Raw genomic sequence first — 16,847 nt, 5'->3', positions numbered from 1 at the left:
TGTCACACCCCTCGGGAAGAGTGCCGGACATGGCCGAACAGTACGTCACCGCCTTCGCGGTGGACGCCGCGCTGCTGCTGCGCCTGCCCGGCTCGGGCGGGCCGGGGCTGCCGGGCGTCCCGCGCTCCGCGGCCCTCACCGAGCTGCTCTCCGGCCGCCTGCGTGCCGACGCGGACTCCCGCTACACCGCCCTGCTGCCCACCCTCGCGGGCACCCTCGGCACCCCACTCGGCGAGGCCGTCCTCACCGGCCGCCACTGGGACGAACTCACCGACGTCTTCCGCACCCTGCGCCTGCCCGCCCTCACCACCCTCTGGTCCCGCCGCTGGCCCTGGCCCGACGGCGCCACCGACGACTGGCCCTGGCCCTACCCCACCCTCACCCCGCAGGCCTCCCTCCCCGCCGTCCTGGCCGACCTCACCGCCCTCAGCCCCGACACCCTCCCCGCCCACCCCACCGCCAACCTTGACGACGAAGACCTCGAAGAGGCCGCCTGGTTCCTCACCCAACACCTCCCCACCTGGGCCTCCCACGCCCAAGCTCAGTCCCTCGACCTCCTCCTGCTCCGCGACGGCGCCCGCTGAACCCCGCCCCCGGCAAGGCCCGCAGCTCCCGACCGACCCTCAGGACACCACGTCCTTCGTCGCGAACCCCCGGAACGCCAGCGCCAGCAGCACCACCGAGTACGACAGCGACAGCACCACGCCCTGCACCATCCCGCCCCACTCCAGCTGCGGCTGCAACGCGTCCGCCCACGCGTACTGCCAGTGCGCGGGGAACCACTCCCGCAGCGAACCGAGCGCGGTGACGGCGTCCAGCACGCCGGTGATGATCGACGCGAACACCGCCCCGCCCACCGCCCCCAGCGGAGCGTCCGTCGCGGTGGAGATCCAGAACGCCAGCGCGCCGACCACGATCTCGGCGAGGAACACGTACAGCACGGCGAGCGCCAGCCGCGGCAGCGCCTCGGTCGCGGACAGCGTCACCCCGGTCGGGAGCTTCAGGTCGCCCCACCCGTACACGGCGGTCCCGACCACCAGGCCGACAGCCGGCAGCAGCACCACCGCCGCGGCCGAGAACACCATCGCCACGATGAACTTCCGCGCCAGCAGCCGGGCCCGCGGCACCGGCGCCGCCAGCAGGTAGCGCAGCGAGGACCAACTCGCCTCGGACGCCACGGTGTCACCGCAGAACAGCGCCACCGGGATCACCAGCAGGAACCCGGTGCCCATGAACAGCAGCGTGGTCGCGAAGTTCACGCCGGACGCGTTGGCCAGCTCGATGAACGTGGTGCGGTTCTCCCGCCCGGGCGGACCCCCGATCTGAAAAGCCGCCAGCACGATGAACGGCAGCACCGCCAGCACCCCGCCGATCACCAGGGTGCGCCGCCGCCGCAACTGCCGCATCGCCTCGACCCGCAACGGCAACGTCCGCCCCGGCCGGTACCCGGGGGCCGCCGTATCCGTCACCGCACTCATGCCGCTCCTCCGATCAGGGACAGGAAGGCGTCCTCCAGCCGTCGCTGCGGACCGATGCCCGTCACCGGCACACCCAGGCGCACCAGTTCGGCGGTCAACCGGCTCACCGGCAGACCGTCCAGCCGGACCAGCAGCCCGCCGTCCGCCGCCTGCACCGACTCCACCCCGTCCAACGCGGCCAGCTTCTCGGCGACCGCAGCCGCCTCCCCGTACCCCTCCTCAACACTCACCAGCAACTGCTCGCCCGCACCGGTGATCTCCGAGGTCGGCCCGGCCGCCACCAGCCGGCCGCGCTCCATCACCACCAGGTGCGTGCAGGACTGCTCGACCTCGGCGAGCAGGTGACTGGAGACGATGACCGTCCGCCCGGCAGCGGCGTACCGGACCATCACCTCCCGCATCTCACGGATCTGCGGCGGGTCGAGACCATTGGTCGGCTCGTCCAGAATCAGCAAGTCAGGCAGACCCAACATCGCCTGCGCGATCGCCAGCCGCTGCCGCATGCCCTGCGAATACGTCCGCACCGCACGCTCCAGTGCCTCGCCGAGACCGGCGATCTCCAGCGCCTCCGCGAAGTGCGCGTCCTCGACGGGCCGCCCGGTCGCCGCCCAGTACGACTCCAGGTTGGCCCGCCCGCTCAGGTGCGGCAGGAAACCCGCGCCCTCGACGAACGCGCCGACCCGGGACAGCACCGGCGCACCCGGACGGATCGCATGCCCGAACACCCGGATCTCACCCTCATCGGGACGGATCAGACCCATCAGCATCCGCAGCGTGGTGGTCTTGCCCGCACCGTTCGGCCCGAGCAGACCGAGCACCTGCCCGGCCTCCACCCGGAACGACAACTCCCGTACCGCGTAACGGTCCACCGACCCCTTGTACTTCTTCGACAGCCCGGTGATCTGCAACGGCACCCCGGCCAGCGCCGGATCCGGCGCTGGCGCCGCCCCCCGCCGCCGACGCGCGAACACCAGCAGCGCACCGATCGCCAACGCCACCAACGGCAGCACCCACGTCCGGTCCGGCACCGGCGCGGCCTCGGTCCGCAACTGGTCCACCGTCGGCACGCTCAACGGCCCGGCCGCCGACAGCGTGTACGTGGCGGCCTGCGCGGGCGAGGCGTACGCCAGGTCGGTGGACGCCAGCACCAGCCGCAACCGGTGCCCGGCCGGGAACTCGTGGTCCACGGCCGGCAGCGTCACCTGCACGGTCCGCCCACCCGCCGCGTCCGCCCCGGTCACCCGCAGCGGGGCGACCAACTGCTGCGGCAACGACTGCTTCCCGTCCGGCGCGACGTCGTACACCTTCGCGAACAGCACCGCCTCCGGCACGTCCGCCGCCACCTGCACCGCCACCGTCGGCGCACCCGTCAGGTGCAACGCCCCATCCAGCGGCGCGGACTCGAACGACGCGAACTGACCGGGGAAATCGATCGACAGATCCGCCCCCACCGCTGACAGCTGGGACAACGCCCCGATCCCCGGCAACGTCGAAATGTTCGGCGGCGCACCACCCGGCGGGTTCGCCACCTTCTGCTCCCGGCCCGTCAACTCCACACTGCGCTGCGCCGTCCCACCCAACCCGGGGTAGACATCGGCGTCCGCGCCGCGCAGCACCGCCTGAAAGCCCGTCGAATCGACGCCACCGGTACGCGTCACCCGAAACGCGGGCCCGGTCGACCCACCGCTCCCCTTCAACCAGTGATCGAACCAAGCCGTCACCCGAGCATCCGAGCGCGTGCTGCTCTCCTGCCCGCCGTCATGCCCCGCACCGAACCAGTCCACCGCCACCGGCGCCCCGTTCGCGGCCACCGCCTTCGCGATCCGGTCACCCTGGTCCAGCGGGAACAGCGAATCCTGCTGCCCCTGGATCACCAGCGTCGGCACCTTGATCCGATCCGCCACCGACGACGGACTCGACCGCTCCAACACCCGCACCGCGTCCGCATCCGGCCGCCCGGCCGCCGCCACCCGGTTGTACATCGCACACAACTCGTCCCGGAACCGCCCGCACCCCACCGGCCCCTGCACCTGCTGCTTCGGCCCGCCCTCACCCAGCCCCGCCGCCGAGCCGGTCGTAAAGAAAATCCCCGCCCACAACTTCTTGAACACCCCGTCGGCAGCCGAACTCCCCTGCGCCGCCTGCGGAAACAGCGCATCCGCCAGATTCCACCAGGTGATCTGCGGCGCAATCGCATCAATCCGCTTGTCGTAACCGGCCGCCAACAGCGACACCGCCCCGCCGTACGACGCCCCCGTCACCCCGACCCGCGGATCCCCCTCCCCGTCCAACTGCACCTCGGGCCGCTGCGCCAACCAGTCCACCAGCCGCGACACATCCGCGACCTCACGCTCCGGATCGTTCAGCCCGATCTGCCCCGACGACTCCCCGAACCCCCGCGCCGACCACGTCAACACCGCATACCCCGCCCGAGCCAACTCCTCGGCCCGCGCCCGCTCCCCGTCCTTCGACCCACCAAACCCATGCGCCAACAAAATCGCCGGCCGCCGCCCCGCCCCACCCGACGTAAAGAACGACGTATCAATCCGAACGGCCCCACCCCCGTCCGGCACCTCCAAAAACCGATCCTCCCGATGCACCCCCACCGGAGCCCCCGCCCCCGCAACCGCCACCCCACCCCCCACCAGCAGAGCAACCCCCACCCCACCGGCCACCAACCCCCGCCGACGCATCCCCCACCTACGCCAAACCCCAACAAACCCCATAACCAGCGATCCTAACCACGCCCCAAGTAGGACCCCCGTTAACCCACCCCCGCTCCACCCCCCACCCCGCCCCTCCCCCCTGACAACCGCCCCTTACCCGCAGCCAAGTCACGGCCAGACAAACACCCCCAACCACCCCGCCCCCACACCCCGCCCCTCACCCCTCCCCCACTGCCCGCACCGCGCCCCTCGCACCCCGCCCGCCGCTCTCCTCGCCCTCCCCCTCCGCAGCCGGGTCACGGGCGGGTGGGCGGGCGAACAACCCCAACCACCCCCCACCCGCACTACTCCCCCACCCACGCCCCTCTCCCACCTCCCTACGCAGCCGGGTCACGGGTGGGCGGGCGGGCAAAGAACCCCAACCACCCCCCACCCGCACAGCACCCCTCGCACCCCGGCACACCCCACCCCCGCCGCCCCAAAGGCGCCCAAAACAACGAGGGACCGCGGTCCACCCTCGACCGCAGCCCCTCATCACCTACCGACCTACCGACCCACCGACCTACAGCACCCGCGTCATCGTCCGATGCGGAATCCCGGCATCGTCGTACTCGGCCCCCTCAGCCGCATACCCGAGCCGCTCGTAGAAGCCCAGCGCCTGTACCTGCGCGTGAAGCTCGAGCTCCTTCGCGCCGCGCTCCCGACCCAACTCCTCAACGGCCCGCACCAGCCCAGCCCCCAAGCCGGTACCCCGAGCAGTCTGCACCACAGCAAGCCGCCCGAGCAGCACCCGGTCCTGGATCCCGCCGGTGAGGCCCAGCGCCTCCGCGCCACAGATCAGCCGCGCAGTGCCCAGCGCAGCGCCGTCCTCCCCGACCGCCAGCACATGCACCGACGTCGCGTCGTATTCGTCGTACTCCAGCTCGGCAGGAATCTCCTGCTCCTCGACGAACACCGCCCGCCGCACCGCCCAAACCGCCGCGAGGTCGTCCTCCCCGACCGCGACCCGGATGACGACGGCCATCTCAGCTCTCCGCCGCGATGACGTCCAGCGCGTGCTGCAGGTCGTCGGGGTAGGCGGAGGTGAACTCGACCCAGCGCCCGTCCTCGGGGTGTTCGAAGCCGAGCGAGACGGCGTGCAGCCACTGCCGGGTCAGGCCGAGCCGCTTGGCGAGCGTCGGATCCGCACCGTAGGTGAGGTCGCCGACGCAGGGGTGGCGCAGCGCGGACATGTGGACCCGGATCTGGTGGGTGCGGCCGGTCTCCAGCTTGATGTCGAGCAGGGAGGCGGCCCGGTACGCCTCGATCAGGTCGTAGTGCGTGACCGACGGCTTGCCGTCGCGGGTGACCGCCCACTTCCAGTCACTGCTGGGGTGCCGGCCGATCGGCGCGTCCACCGTGCCGGACATCGGGTCGGGGTGGCCCTGGACGAGCGCGTTGTACTTCTTCTCGGTGACCCGGTCGTGGAACTGCCGCTTCAGGTCGGTGTAGGCGCGCTCGGACTTGGCGACCACCATGATCCCGGAGGTGCCGACGTCGAGGCGGTGCACGACGCCCTGGCGCTCGGCGGCGCCGGAGGTGGAGATCCGGTAGCCGGCGGCGGCCAGTCCGCCGATCACGGTCGGGCCGGTCCAGCCGGGGCTGGGGTGTGCGGCGACGCCGACGGGCTTGTCAATGACGACGACATGATCATCATCATGAATGATCCGCATGCCTTCGACGGCTTCGGCGACGATCTGCACCGGCGCGGCGGGAGCGGGGATCTCGACCTCCAGCCAGGATCCGGCGGTGACCCGGTCCGACTTCCCGGCGACCGCGCCATCCAGGGTGACCTTGCCCTCGGCGGCGAGCTCGGCGGCCTTGGTGCGGGAGAACCCGAACATCCGGGCCAGGGCGGCGTCCAGCCGCTCGCCCTCCAGGCCGTCGGGTACGGGGAGGCTACGGGTCTGCGCTGCGATACTCACCCACCCGAGTATGCCCGACCCGCACGGGCCCCTCTCCCGCCAGTGGGGCCCTCAACGCCCCGCAAGCCCGAAGTCAGGCCTTGGACTCCCCGTCCTCGCCCTCGCCGTCGGACTTCTCCGAGGTCGGCGCCCCGTGCGTGGTCCCGTCCGGGTTGGACCCGCGGAACGACAGCAGCACCACCAGGATCCCGCCGCACACGATCGCCGAGTCCGCGAGGTTGAAGACCGCGAAGTGCTGGACCGAGATGAAGTCGACCACGTGGCCGCGGAACACCGACGGCGAGCGGAACAGCCGGTCGGTGAGGTTGCCGAACGCCCCGCCGAGCAGCAGGCCGAGGGCGATCGCCCAGGGCAGGCTGTACAGGCGGCGGGCGATCCGCCAGATCACCACGATGACGCCGGCGGCGATGGCGGTGAACAGCACCGTCAGCGCCTCGCCCATGCCGAACGCGGCACCGCCGTTGCGGATCACCTGGAGGGTCATCCAGTCGCCGATCACCCGGATCGGCGCGGTGCGGTCCTCCAGGTTGGCGACGACCAGCAGCTTGGAGCCGAGGTCGATCAGATAAACGAGCAGCGCGACGACCATCAGCACGCTGATCCGACGCCGGCGAACCACCGCACGCGCCCCGTCGGCGGCAGTCGCGCCACCCTCGCCCCGGCGCTCCTCGGGCGCGGCGGAGCTCACCCGGTCACCCGCCCCGGTGGCAGAGGTGGGGACGGCGTCGTCCTGGGTCTGGTGGGAATCTGGCGTACTGATGATCCGCTCCGCTGCCGTGGGAAAAGCCGGTCGTCGTTACGGGGACGAGAGTACGACACCCGTAGGCCCGTTGGCCGCCCTGTACGACAATGTGCAGCGTGCAGGACGGCCCAGGGTCGCGACGACGGTCAGCGGCGCTCCTGCTTCGCCTTGCAGCTGACGCAGAGGGTGGCGCGCGGGAAGGCCTGCAGTCGGGCCTTGCCGACCGGCTGGCCGCAGGACTCGCACAGGCCGAAGCCGGTGCCTTCGAGGCGGCCCAGCGCGCGTTCGGTCTGGGCGAGGCTGTCGCGCGCGTTGTTGGCGAGCGAGAGCTCGCTCTCCCGGTTGATGTTCTTGGTGCCGGCGTCGACCTGGTCGTCGCCCGCCCCGTCGTTGGAGTCCCGCATCAGGCCGGCGATGGCGGCCTCGGAGGCCTCGATCTCGGAGCGCAGCCGCAGCAGGTCGGCCGCCAGTTCGTCGTGCAGTTCGGCGACTTCGGCGGCCGTCCACGGCTCTTCGCCGGGCCGGACCGGCAGCTCGGCCGGGTCCACCGCCTCGGCGCCGCGCGCGCCGGAGCCGGCCGGCGCGTGGGTGCGGCTGCTGGCTGCGGTGTGTCCGGTGGTACCGGTCTTTCGCCGCGCAGTACTCACGGTCCCCTCCCCTGGGTCGCTCGCCACGGCCTTGCGCGACCTCGCGGTCACGGTTCCTGTCGCCTTCTCAGCCATGGCTTTCGACCTCATTCACGAATGATCAGATGCGTCGGTTCCCGACGATCTTGCCGGTCCCGGAACGATAAACCTCATCGAATCGCCCCACAACGGGACATACCGAAGCGTTTCTTCGATCCCACCCGCCCAGCCTCCGCCTGTCCCGGCGCTGCACAAGTTGTGCCCAGAACGCCTCCGGCTAACCACCCGGGACCCGGCTCACGGGTGCGCGAAACGGCTTGCGGAGGCCGATACACTGGGCCGTGCAAGGCGCAGATGGGACGAGTACCGACGTACGCAGCCATGAGCGACCCGGGGACGGTGCGAGCCCGGGGGTGTGCACGGCGGGAAGATCACCCCGGAGCCGCCGGAAGAACGGCCCGGTTCACAGGGCCTACTAGACCCGGCAGCAAACCCAAAGAGAGGGCCGCAGCGCGCGCGGTCAAGGAGGGTGGTACCGCGGGGCGGCTCGCCGTCTCGTCCCTCCGTCGGAGCCAGTCCACGCATCCGCCGGAGGTAGACGCACCCCATGTCGCCCACCTACAACACCGTGCCCGCGCAGGTTGACCTGCCCGTGCTCGAACACCAGATCCTTTCCTTCTGGCGTGACCAGAAGGTCTTCCAGCGCAGCCTGGAGCAGTCCGAGGGCCGCCCCGAGTGGGTGTTCTACGAGGGCCCGCCCACCGCCAACGGCATGCCGGGCGCCCACCACATCGAGGCCCGCGTCTTCAAGGACGTCTTCCCGCGCTACCGCACCATGAAGGGCTACCACGTGGCCCGCAAGGCCGGCTGGGACTGCCACGGCCTGCCGGTGGAGCTCGCGGTGGAGAAGGAGCTGGGCTTCTCCGGCAAGCCGGACATCGAGAAGTACGGCATCGCCGAGTTCAACGCCAAGTGCCGCGAGTCGGTCACCCAGTACACCGACGCGTTCGCCGAGCTCACCGAGCGGATGGGCTACTGGGTCGACATGGACCAGGCCTACCGCACCATGGACCCGTCCTACATCGAGTCGGTCTGGTGGTCGCTCCAGCAGATCTTCGACAAGGGCCTGCTGGTCCAGGACCACCGCGTCGCCCCGTGGTGCCCGCGCTGCGGCACCGGCCTCTCGGACCACGAGCTGGCCCAGGGCTACGAGACCGTGGTCGACCCGTCGGTGTTCGTACGCTTCCCGCTCACCTCCGGCCCGCTGGCCGGCAACGCCGCCCTGCTGGTGTGGACCACCACCCCGTGGACCCTGGTCTCCAACACCGCCGCAGCCGTCCACCCGGAGGTGACCTACGTGGTCGCCACCGACGGCAACGAGCGCCTGGTGGTCGCCGAACCGCTGGTCGCCAAGGCCCTCGGCGAAGGCTGGGAGACCACCGGCGAGTCCTTCACCGGTGCCGAGATGGAGCGCTGGGCCTACCAGCGCCCGTTCGAGCTGGTCGAGATCCCGGACGCCCACTACGTGCTGACGGCCGACTACGTCACCACCGAGGACGGCACCGGCATCGTCCACCAGTCGCCCGCCTTCGGCGCCGACGACCTCGCGACCTGCCGCCGCTACGGCCTTCCCGTGGTCAACCCGGTGGAGACCGACGGCACCTTCGCCGCGGACGTCCCACTGGTCGGCGGCGTGTTCTTCAAGAAGGCCGACGAGACCCTGGTCGCCGACCTGAAGGCCCGCGACCTGCTGTTCCGTCACCTCCCGTACGAGCACAGCTACCCGCACTGCTGGCGCTGCCACACCGCGCTGCTGTACTACGCGCAGCCGTCCTGGTACATCCGGACCACCGCCGTCAAGGACGCGATGATCCGTGAGAACGAGGCCACCAACTGGTACCCGGAGACGGTCAAGCACGGCCGCTTCGGCGACTGGCTGAACAACAACATCGACTGGGCGCTGTCCCGCAACCGCTACTGGGGCACCCCGCTGCCGATCTGGCGCTGCGCGGACGACCACCTGACCTGCGTCGGCTCGCTCGCCCAGCTCTCCGAGCTGACCGGCACCGACCAGTCGGCCCTCGACCCGCACCGCCCGTTCATCGACGAGGTCACCTTCCCCTGCCCGCAGTGCTCCACCACCGCGGTCCGGGTGCCCGAGGTGATCGACGCCTGGTACGACTCGGGCTCCATGCCGTTCGCGCAGTACGGCTACCCGTACCGCAACAAGGAACTGTTCGAGCAGCGCTACCCGGCGCAGTTCATCTCCGAGGCGATCGACCAGACCCGCGGCTGGTTCTACACGCTGATGGCCGTCGGCACCCTGGTGTTCGACAAGAACAGCTACGAGAACGTCGTCTGCCTGGGCCACATCCTGGCCGAGGACGGCCGGAAGATGTCCAAGCACCTGGGCAACATCCTCCAGCCGATCCCGCTGATGGACCAGCACGGCGCCGACGCGATCCGCTGGTTCATGGCCGCCGGCGGCTCCCCCTGGTCGGCCCGCCGGGTCGGCCACGGAACGATCCAGGAGGTGGTCCGCAAGACCCTCCTCACCTACTGGAACACCGTCGCCTTCCAGGCCCTGTACGCCCGCACCGCCGGCTGGGCCCCCTCGGCCAACGACCCGTCCGCCGCCGAGCGCCCGCAGCTCGACCGCTGGGTGCTGTCCGAACTGCACACCCTGGTGCGCGAGGTGGACGCTTCCTACGAGGCGTACGACACCCAGCGGGCCGGCAAGCTGCTGTCCGGCTTCGTCGACGACCTCTCCAACTGGTACGTCCGCCGCGGCCGCCGCCGCTTCTGGCAGGGCGACGCCGCCGCGCTCGCCACCCTGCACGAGGCGCTGGAGACCGTCACCCGCCTGATGGCCCCGCTGACCCCGTTCATCACCGAGCGGGTCTGGCAGGACCTGGTCGTCCCGGTCACCCCGGACGCCCCGCTCTCCGTCCACCTCAGCAGCTGGCCGGTCGCCGACGAGACGCTCATCGACACCGAGCTCTCCAAGCACATGGCACTGGTCCGCCGCCTGGTCGAACTCGGCCGCGCCACCCGTGCCGAGAGCGGCGTCAAGACCCGTCAGCCGCTGTCCCGCGCGCTGATCGCCGCCCAGGGCTGGGAGGAACTCCCCGCCGACCTGCGCGCCCAGATCGCCGAAGAGCTCAACGTCTCCGTCCTGGAGTCCCTCGCCGCGGTCGGCGGCTCCCTCGTCGACACCTCCGCCAAGGCCAACTTCCGTGCCCTCGGCAAGCGTTTCGGCAAGGGCGTCCAGGACGTCGCCAAGGCCGTCGCCGCGGCCGACGCCGCCCGCCTCGCCGCGGAGCTGCGCGCCACCGGCGAGACCTCGGTCGAACTGAACGGCGAGACGGTGGCCCTCTCCCCCGACGAGGTCGTCATCACCGAGACCCCGCGCGAGGGTTGGGCCGTCGCCAACGAGTCCGGCGCGACCGTCGCCCTCGACCTGGCGATCACCCCCGAGCTCAAGCGCCTCGGCGTGGTCCGCGACGCGATCCGCCAGATCCAGGAGGCCCGCAAGAACTCCGGCCTCGACGTCGCCGACCGCATCCACCTCCAGCTCGCCACCACCGACGAGGACACCCTCGCCGCGCTGACCGAGCACCAGTCCCTGGTCGCCGCCGAGGTCCTGGCAGAGTCCCTCGGCCTCACCATCACCGACCCCGACGCCCCCCGCTTCTCCGACGAGAATCTCTCGCTGGAGTTCACGCTGCGACGGGCCTAACGGTCAGGGGCGCTGGGGGTACCCCCAGCGCCCCTTCTCGCACCCACCCGCTCGCGCGAGCGACCCCGCACGAACCGCAAGATCCGCCCGAGGACCGAACTCCCGTCCCCGGGCGGATCTCTGTGCGCCCGACCCACCGACTCCACGCGCAAACGCGAAGGGCGCCCCCGGCCGTCGTGGCCAAGGGCGCCCTTTCGATTACGCGTTGCGGGACCGCTAGTTGTCGCCGTCCTCGTCGATCAGGAACCCTCGCATCGGAGCGGGAGCCTGCTGCATCGGCTGCGGAGGCTGCGGCCGCACGGCCGCCATCGGCTGGGTCATGCCCGCCGGCGCCATCGCCCCGTTGGAGCTCGCCGAGGCGCCACCGAACGACGGGGTGCCGGCCGAGCTGCCGAAGGAGCTGCCACCGAAGGACTGGTTGCCGCCGAAGGACGGGGTGGACCCGAACGACGGTGCCGAGGAGGACATCGCGCCGGCACCGGCGGGCGCCATCGACGACGCGGCCGGCGGCAGCGACGCGGTGGCGGGGATCCGCGGCGGGGCGAGCGAGTCGTCCGCCTGTGACTCCAGCTGACGCAGCTGGGTCTCCAGGTAGGACTTCAGTCGCGTGCGGTACTCGCGCTCGAAGGCACGCAGGTCCTCGACCTTGCGCTCCAGCGTGGCGCGGGCGGACTCCAGCGAGCCCATCGCGACGCGGTGCTTCTCCTGCGCGTCCCGCTCCAGCGCGTCAGCCTTGGCACGGGCGTCGCGCTCCAGACCCTCGGCACGGCTGCGGGCCTCGCCGACAATCTTGTTGGCCTCGGAACGGGCCTCGGAGATGGCCTGGTCGGCGGTCTGCTGGGCGAGCGCGAGCACCCGGGCGGCGCTGTCGCCACCGGGACCCTGCTGCTGCTGCATCGGGTTGCCCATCGGGCCACCCATCGGCTGCAGCTGCTGGCCACCCATCGGCTGGAGCTGCTGCCCACCGAGCTGCTGCCCGCCGAGCTGCTGGCCGCCCATGGTCTGACCCATCTGCTGCTGCATCGGGTTGCCCATCGGCTGCAGCATCTGACCGCCCATCGGCTGGACCAGCTGCTGCTGGCCGCCCATGGTCTGGCCCATCTGCTGCTGCTGCATCGGGTTGCCCATCGGACCGCCCATCGGGCCGCCCTGACCGGCAGGCAGCTGCGGCGCGCCGGACGGCAGGCCGAGCGGCTGGTTGCCCATCCCCTGCTGGGGGCCGGCGAGCTGCTGCGGGCCACCGAGCTGCTGCGGACCGGGGCCCTGCTGCTGGCCGGGCACCGGGGGGCCGGATATGGCGGCGGGCACGGGAGCGCCGGGGCGTCCGCCGTCCTGCGGAGCCTGCTGCTCCTTGCGCATGTTCGCCTGGTTCTGCGCGGCAGCACGGGTGGCGGCCGCCAGCTTGGCGCGCAGGTCCTCGTTCTCGCGCAGCAGGCGGGTCAGCTCGGCTTCGACCTCGTCGAGGAAGGCATCGACCTCGTCCTCGTCATAGCCTTCGCGCAGCCGGACGGTCGTGAACTGCTTGTTCCGAACGTCCTCGGGGGTCAATGGCATCTCTTCACCTCAACGTGATCGTCGGACCGGCATCCTGTCGCATCGTTCAGAACGACAGGCGCTGCACGAGCGAGATCAGGACATACACAATGATCATCAGTACGAAGAAGGACAGGTCGAGCGCCACGCCCCCGAGACGCAACGGCGGGATGAATCGCCGAAGAAGCTTGAGTGGCGGATCCGTGACAGTGTACGTGGCCTCCAGCACCACGACCATGGCCTTCCCAGGACGCCACGATCGAGCGAACTGGAACACCCAGTCCATCACCAGCCTGAAGAGCAGGATCAGTAGGAACACGGTCAGCACCCAATAGAGCACCGAACCGAAGATTCCCATCACTTCTCCCTCTCCCTGACCGGCAGTCCGTCAGTGACGCACTGTCAAACTGATCCACACAGAAAGTCGTGGCCGGGTCAGCTCTGGTTGAAGAACCCACCCTCGGCGATCCGAGCCTTGTCCTCCGCCGTGACATCGACGTTAGCAGGCGACAGGAGGAACACCTTCTGTGTCACGCGCTCGATACTGCCGTGCAGACCGAAGACCAGTCCAGCCGCGAAGTCTACGAGCCGCTTGGCATCCGTGTCGTCCATCTCGGTCAAATTCATGATCACGGGCGTGCCGCCACGGAACTGCTCCCCGATCGTACGGGCCTCGTTGTAGGTCCGGGGGTGCAGCGTGGTGATGCGGTAGGGCTCTCGTTCGTTGACGACCTTGGGCATGATCACCGGGGTGCTCTTCTCCAGGTTGCGGTGGCGCTCGGATGTGATGGACGACACGGGAGCCATGCGCGGCTGCTCCTGACGGATCGGCACCGCGGCGGGCACCGGCTGGGGCGCGATCTGGGCCACGGGCGCCGGCTGCGCGGCGGCCGCCGCGGCGGGGGCCGCGGCCCGCAGGTCCTCGGTGCGACCGGTGCGGATCGGCTCCGGGTCCGTGTCGTAGTCGTCGTCGGGGTCGTACCCCTGGCTGTCGTAGGTCTCGTCCTCGACCAGGCCGAGATAGACCGCCATTTTGCGCATCGCGCCGGCCATGCTGCTGTCTCCTCCGCTCATGCGCCCACCGTTCACCTGCGGACGCCGTGATGGTCACGGCCGGTCAGGCCGACGGTCCGTCAGACCGCGGAGGTGTGCGCTCGGATGCGATCCACGGTTGCCCAGCAGACTGATCATCTGCTAGGTTCTGTCCTATTTTGTCCTGCAGTCTGATCTACTTACTCGGTGACGTTACCCGAGCGGTGACCGCACTCCGAGTACCGCCGTACCGACGCGTACATGTGTCGCTCCGGCGGCGATCGCCTGCTCCAAATCTCCGCTCATCCCTGCCGAAACCATCGTGGCAGTCGGATGCTCGGCGCGTACGGCGCTTGCGATTTCCGCAAGGCGCGCGAAGGAGCGCGCGGGGTCGCCCGCCAAGGGGCCCGCGAGCGGTGCGACCGTCATCACACCGTCCATTCGCAGCCCGGGCGTGTCGGCGATCTTCCCGGCCAGCGCGAGCACGTCGGCGGGCGCCACGCCCGCACGGTGCTCGCCCTCGCCCGACTCCTTGTCAAGAGCGACCTGCACCAGGCAGCCCAGCGGCGGCCGTTCGGCGTTGCGGACGGCCGCGGCGAGCGAGTCGACCAGACGGTCGCGGTCCACCGAATGCACCAGATCGGCGTAACGGACCACCGAACGGGCCTTGTTGGTCTGCAGCTGGCCGACGAAGTGCCAGGTCAACGGGAGATTGACGCAGCGCTCGGCCTTCGGGGCGGCGTCCTGGTCGCGGTTCTCCGCAACGTCGGTGACGCCGAGTCCGGCGAGCAGCGCGGTGTCCTCGGCGGGGTAAGTCTTGGTCACCACGATCAGGGTGACCTCCTCGCGCGGGCGCCCGGCCGCGGCGCAGGCGTCGGCGATCCGCCGCTCGACCACGTCGAGGTTGGCACCGAGTTGGTCGAAGCGGTCGCGCTGAGCGTCCGTCAGGGCGGCCGCGAAGTCGGCGCCACCGGGGAACGGACCGAAGATGTCGTTCGTCATGAGAGTGCAGGCCCCAGCCAGACGTAGCTTGCGAGTCGGCCGGTCCGCTGCTCCCGACGGTAGGAGTAGTGGTCCGGGGATTCCATGGTGCAGACAGAAGATCGCACCACATCGCGCACGCCCGCCTCGGCGAGTTGGGCGGCGACGCCGGCCGGCACGTCCAGGGCGGGAGTGCCCCAGGAGGTTTCCGACCGGGCGGCCGGGACGAGCGCGGCCACCTCGGCGCGCATCGCCTCCGGCACTTCGTAGCAACGGCCGCACACGGCGGGGCCGGTGGCGGCGAGGATCCGCTCGGGGCGGGCCCCGAGTTCACGCATCGCGGCGACCACCGCGGGCACGACCCCGGCCGCCAGGCCCGGGCGCCCCGCGTGCGCCGCGCCGGTCACGCCGGCCTCGGGGTCGGCTAGCAGCACCGGCACGCAGTCGGCGGTGAGCACCGCGAGGGCCAGCGGACGGTCGGTGACCACCGCGTCCACCGTCGGGGCGTACCCGGCGGGCTGGCGGTCCGTCACCACCGCGACGTCGGCGCCGTGCACCTGGTTCATCCAGACCACATCGGCCGGATCCAGTCCCAGTTCGCGGGCTGCGAAGAAACGGTTCTGCACTACGGCTTCGGGCGAGTCGCCCACCGCACCGCCGAGGTTGAGCTCCCCGTACGGCGCGGTGCTCACCCCGCCCCACCGGGTGGTGGAGGCGAAGTGAGCACCGTTGCGAAAGGCCGTTTGGATCACTTCAGGAAGTCCGGCACGTCGAGCTCCTCGGCGGGGCTCTCGACGTACGGCTGGCGCACCGGCTGCACCTGCGGCGGCACCGGCGCGGCGGTGGTCACCGGCACCGGGGCCTCGGACGGACGGGTCGGCTCGTCGGAGCGGGTGACCGAACCGATCGAACCGTAGGACGGGCGGGTGGCCGGACGCTCCGGGGCGGCCGGGGAGCTGCTGCTCGACGCCGAGCTGGAGGCCGACTTGACCACCGGCTCGCGGACGATGGCCGGCGGCTGCCCGCCGTCGAAGCCGGCCGCGATCACGGTGACCCGGACCTCGTCGCCGAGCGCGTCGTCGATGACCGCACCGAAGATGATGTTCGCCTCGGGGTGGGCGGCCTCGCTGACCAGCTGGGCCGCCTCGTTGATCTCGAACAGGCCGAGGTCGGAGCCGCCGGAGATGGACAGCAGCACACCGCGGGCGCCGTCGATCGAGGCCTCCAGCAGCGGCGAGGAGATCGCCATCACGGCGGCGGCCTTGGCACGGTCCTCGCCGCGCGCCGAGCCGATCCCCATCAGCGCCGAACCGGCGTCCGACATCACCGACTTGACGTCGGCGAAGTCCAGGTTGATCAGACCGGGGGTGGTGATCAGGTCGGTGATGCCCTGGACACCGGAGAGCAGCACCTGGTCGGCGGAGCGGAACGCGTCCAGCACCGAGACCTGGCGGTCGGAGATCGACAGCAGCCGGTCGTTGGGGATCACGATCAGGGTGTCGACCTGCTCGCGCAGCGAGGCGATGCCGTCCTCGGCCTGGTTGGCGCGACGGCGGCCCTCGAAGGTGAACGGGCGGGTGACCACACCGATGGTCAGCGCGCCGAGCGAGCGGGCGATGTTGGCCACCACGGGCGCGCCGCCGGTGCCGGTGCCGCCGCCCTCGCCGGCCGTCACGAAGACCATGTCGGCCCCCTTGAGGACCTCCTCGATCTCCTCGCGGTGGTCCTCCGCGGCCTTCCGGCCGACCTCCGGGTTGGCGCCGGCGCCGAGGCCGCGGGTGAGCTCACGGCCGACGTCGAGCTTCACGTCGGCGTCGCTCATCAGGAGGGCCTGCGCATCGGTGTTGATCGCGATGAACTCGACGCCCTTGAGCCCGACCTCGATCATCCGGTTGATGGCGTTGACGCCTCCGCCACCGATGCCGACGACCTTGATGACCGCGAGGTAATTCTGGGGTGCTGCCACGTCGGGGCCTCTCGCCTCGAATTTCCGGGTCGGCTCCCCTGGATACGAAGGCCGACGGATGTCGATGGGTGGGAAGCACGTGGTTCCAACCCGAACCCTAAACTTGAGGTTGAGGGTTAT

At 70.9% G+C, this 16,847-nt stretch carries 14 protein-coding genes; 2 read left to right on the top strand and 12 right to left on the bottom strand.

What is annotated here, in order from left to right; genetic code table 11:
- Window positions 1-29: 29 nt before the first annotated feature.
- Window positions 30-584 (top strand): hypothetical protein, encoded by a 555-nt coding sequence (locus ACIHEI_RS24100; RefSeq protein ID WP_396608045.1) that lies wholly within the window; start codon window positions 30-32, stop codon window positions 582-584.
- A gap of 39 nt (window positions 585-623) precedes the next feature.
- Here the strand turns inward: ACIHEI_RS24100 and ACIHEI_RS24095 are convergent, their stop codons facing one another.
- The 6 genes from ACIHEI_RS24095 to ACIHEI_RS24070 all read right to left on the bottom strand — a co-directional run bounded on the left by ACIHEI_RS24095 (window position 624) and on the right by ACIHEI_RS24070 (window position 7,497).
- The gene (locus ACIHEI_RS24095) at window positions 624-1,478 is read right to left on the bottom strand and encodes an ABC transporter permease (RefSeq protein WP_396608044.1); all 855 of its coding nucleotides are present in this window, start codon (window positions 1,476-1,478) and stop codon (window positions 624-626) included.
- The gene (locus ACIHEI_RS24090) at window positions 1,475-4,204 is read right to left on the bottom strand and encodes an alpha/beta fold hydrolase (protein ID WP_396608043.1); all 2,730 of its coding nucleotides are present in this window, start codon (window positions 4,202-4,204) and stop codon (window positions 1,475-1,477) included. Before ACIHEI_RS24090 ends, ACIHEI_RS24095 begins: the two co-directional genes overlap by 4 nt.
- A 502-nt stretch (window positions 4,205-4,706) precedes the next feature.
- Complete coding sequence (locus ACIHEI_RS24085; protein ID WP_396608042.1) at window positions 4,707-5,168, bottom strand: GNAT family N-acetyltransferase; 462 nt, start codon at window positions 5,166-5,168, stop codon at window positions 4,707-4,709.
- Between the two features lies 1 nt (window position 5,169).
- Entirely contained in the window at window positions 5,170-6,108 is a 939-nt protein-coding gene (locus ACIHEI_RS24080; RefSeq protein ID WP_387643821.1) for an RluA family pseudouridine synthase, read from the bottom strand.
- A gap of 73 nt (window positions 6,109-6,181) precedes the next feature.
- Window positions 6,182-6,871 (bottom strand): signal peptidase II, encoded by a 690-nt coding sequence (gene lspA, locus ACIHEI_RS24075; protein ID WP_396608106.1) that lies wholly within the window; start codon window positions 6,869-6,871, stop codon window positions 6,182-6,184.
- Between the two features lie 125 nt (window positions 6,872-6,996).
- Complete coding sequence (locus tag ACIHEI_RS24070) at window positions 6,997-7,497, bottom strand: TraR/DksA family transcriptional regulator (protein WP_387643818.1); 501 nt, start codon at window positions 7,495-7,497, stop codon at window positions 6,997-6,999.
- 586 nt (window positions 7,498-8,083) lie between these two features.
- Between ACIHEI_RS24070 and ileS the strand changes: the two genes are divergently transcribed.
- On the top strand, window positions 8,084-11,215 hold the full coding sequence (gene ileS, locus ACIHEI_RS24065) for an isoleucine--tRNA ligase (RefSeq protein ID WP_392955634.1): 3,132 nt from the start codon (window positions 8,084-8,086) through the stop codon (window positions 11,213-11,215).
- 216 nt (window positions 11,216-11,431) lie between these two features.
- Here ileS and ACIHEI_RS24060 read toward each other — a convergent pair whose 3' ends face one another.
- The 6 genes from ACIHEI_RS24060 to ftsZ form a co-directional block, all read right to left on the bottom strand.
- Window positions 11,432-12,769, bottom strand: coding sequence for a DivIVA domain-containing protein (locus ACIHEI_RS24060; RefSeq protein WP_387643813.1), 1,338 nt, complete (start codon window positions 12,767-12,769; stop codon window positions 11,432-11,434).
- A 46-nt stretch (window positions 12,770-12,815) separates the two neighbouring features.
- Window positions 12,816-13,106 (bottom strand): YggT family protein, encoded by a 291-nt coding sequence (locus ACIHEI_RS24055; RefSeq protein ID WP_033216891.1) that lies wholly within the window; start codon window positions 13,104-13,106, stop codon window positions 12,816-12,818.
- Between the two features lie 77 nt (window positions 13,107-13,183).
- Window positions 13,184-13,801 (bottom strand): cell division protein SepF, encoded by a 618-nt coding sequence (gene sepF / locus ACIHEI_RS24050; RefSeq protein ID WP_387643811.1) that lies wholly within the window; start codon window positions 13,799-13,801, stop codon window positions 13,184-13,186.
- Window positions 13,802-13,993: 192 nt separating this feature from the next.
- Window positions 13,994-14,782, bottom strand: coding sequence for a YggS family pyridoxal phosphate-dependent enzyme (locus ACIHEI_RS24045; protein WP_392955637.1), 789 nt, complete (start codon window positions 14,780-14,782; stop codon window positions 13,994-13,996).
- Window positions 14,779-15,513: a peptidoglycan editing factor PgeF gene (pgeF, locus tag ACIHEI_RS24040; RefSeq protein WP_396608041.1), complete on the bottom strand. Its 735-nt coding sequence runs from the start codon at window positions 15,511-15,513 to the stop codon at window positions 14,779-14,781. Before pgeF ends, ACIHEI_RS24045 begins: the two co-directional genes overlap by 4 nt.
- Window positions 15,510-16,727, bottom strand: coding sequence for a cell division protein FtsZ (ftsZ, locus tag ACIHEI_RS24035; protein ID WP_387643802.1), 1,218 nt, complete (start codon window positions 16,725-16,727; stop codon window positions 15,510-15,512). Before ftsZ ends, pgeF begins: the two co-directional genes overlap by 4 nt.
- Window positions 16,728-16,847: the final 120 nt, after the last annotated feature.

This window comes from Kitasatospora sp. NPDC051984 (assembly GCF_044593455.1).
GTDB lineage: Bacteria > Actinomycetota > Actinomycetes > Streptomycetales > Streptomycetaceae > Kitasatospora.
Note: the sequence above shows the minus strand (reverse complement) of the source record. Positions and strands in the feature narration are given on the sequence as shown.

Excerpts from the sequence above, each read along its gene's own strand:
- ACIHEI_RS24100 (WP_396608045.1), top strand. The coding sequence starts at position 30 with ATGGCCGAACAGTACGTCACCGCCTTCGCGGTGGACGCCGCGCTGCTG.
- ACIHEI_RS24095 (WP_396608044.1), bottom strand. The coding sequence starts at position 1,478 with ATGAGTGCGGTGACGGATACGGCGGCCCCCGGGTACCGGCCGGGGCGG.
- ACIHEI_RS24090 (WP_396608043.1), bottom strand. The coding sequence starts at position 4,204 with ATGGGGTTTGTTGGGGTTTGGCGTAGGTGGGGGATGCGTCGGCGGGGG.
- ACIHEI_RS24085 (WP_396608042.1), bottom strand. The coding sequence starts at position 5,168 with ATGGCCGTCGTCATCCGGGTCGCGGTCGGGGAGGACGACCTCGCGGCG.
- ileS (WP_392955634.1), top strand. The coding sequence starts at position 8,084 with ATGTCGCCCACCTACAACACCGTGCCCGCGCAGGTTGACCTGCCCGTG.
- ACIHEI_RS24060 (WP_387643813.1), bottom strand. The coding sequence starts at position 12,769 with ATGCCATTGACCCCCGAGGACGTTCGGAACAAGCAGTTCACGACCGTC.
- ACIHEI_RS24055 (WP_033216891.1), bottom strand. The coding sequence starts at position 13,106 with ATGGGAATCTTCGGTTCGGTGCTCTATTGGGTGCTGACCGTGTTCCTA.
- sepF (WP_387643811.1), bottom strand. The coding sequence starts at position 13,801 with ATGGCCGGCGCGATGCGCAAAATGGCGGTCTATCTCGGCCTGGTCGAG.
- ACIHEI_RS24045 (WP_392955637.1), bottom strand. The coding sequence starts at position 14,782 with ATGACGAACGACATCTTCGGTCCGTTCCCCGGTGGCGCCGACTTCGCG.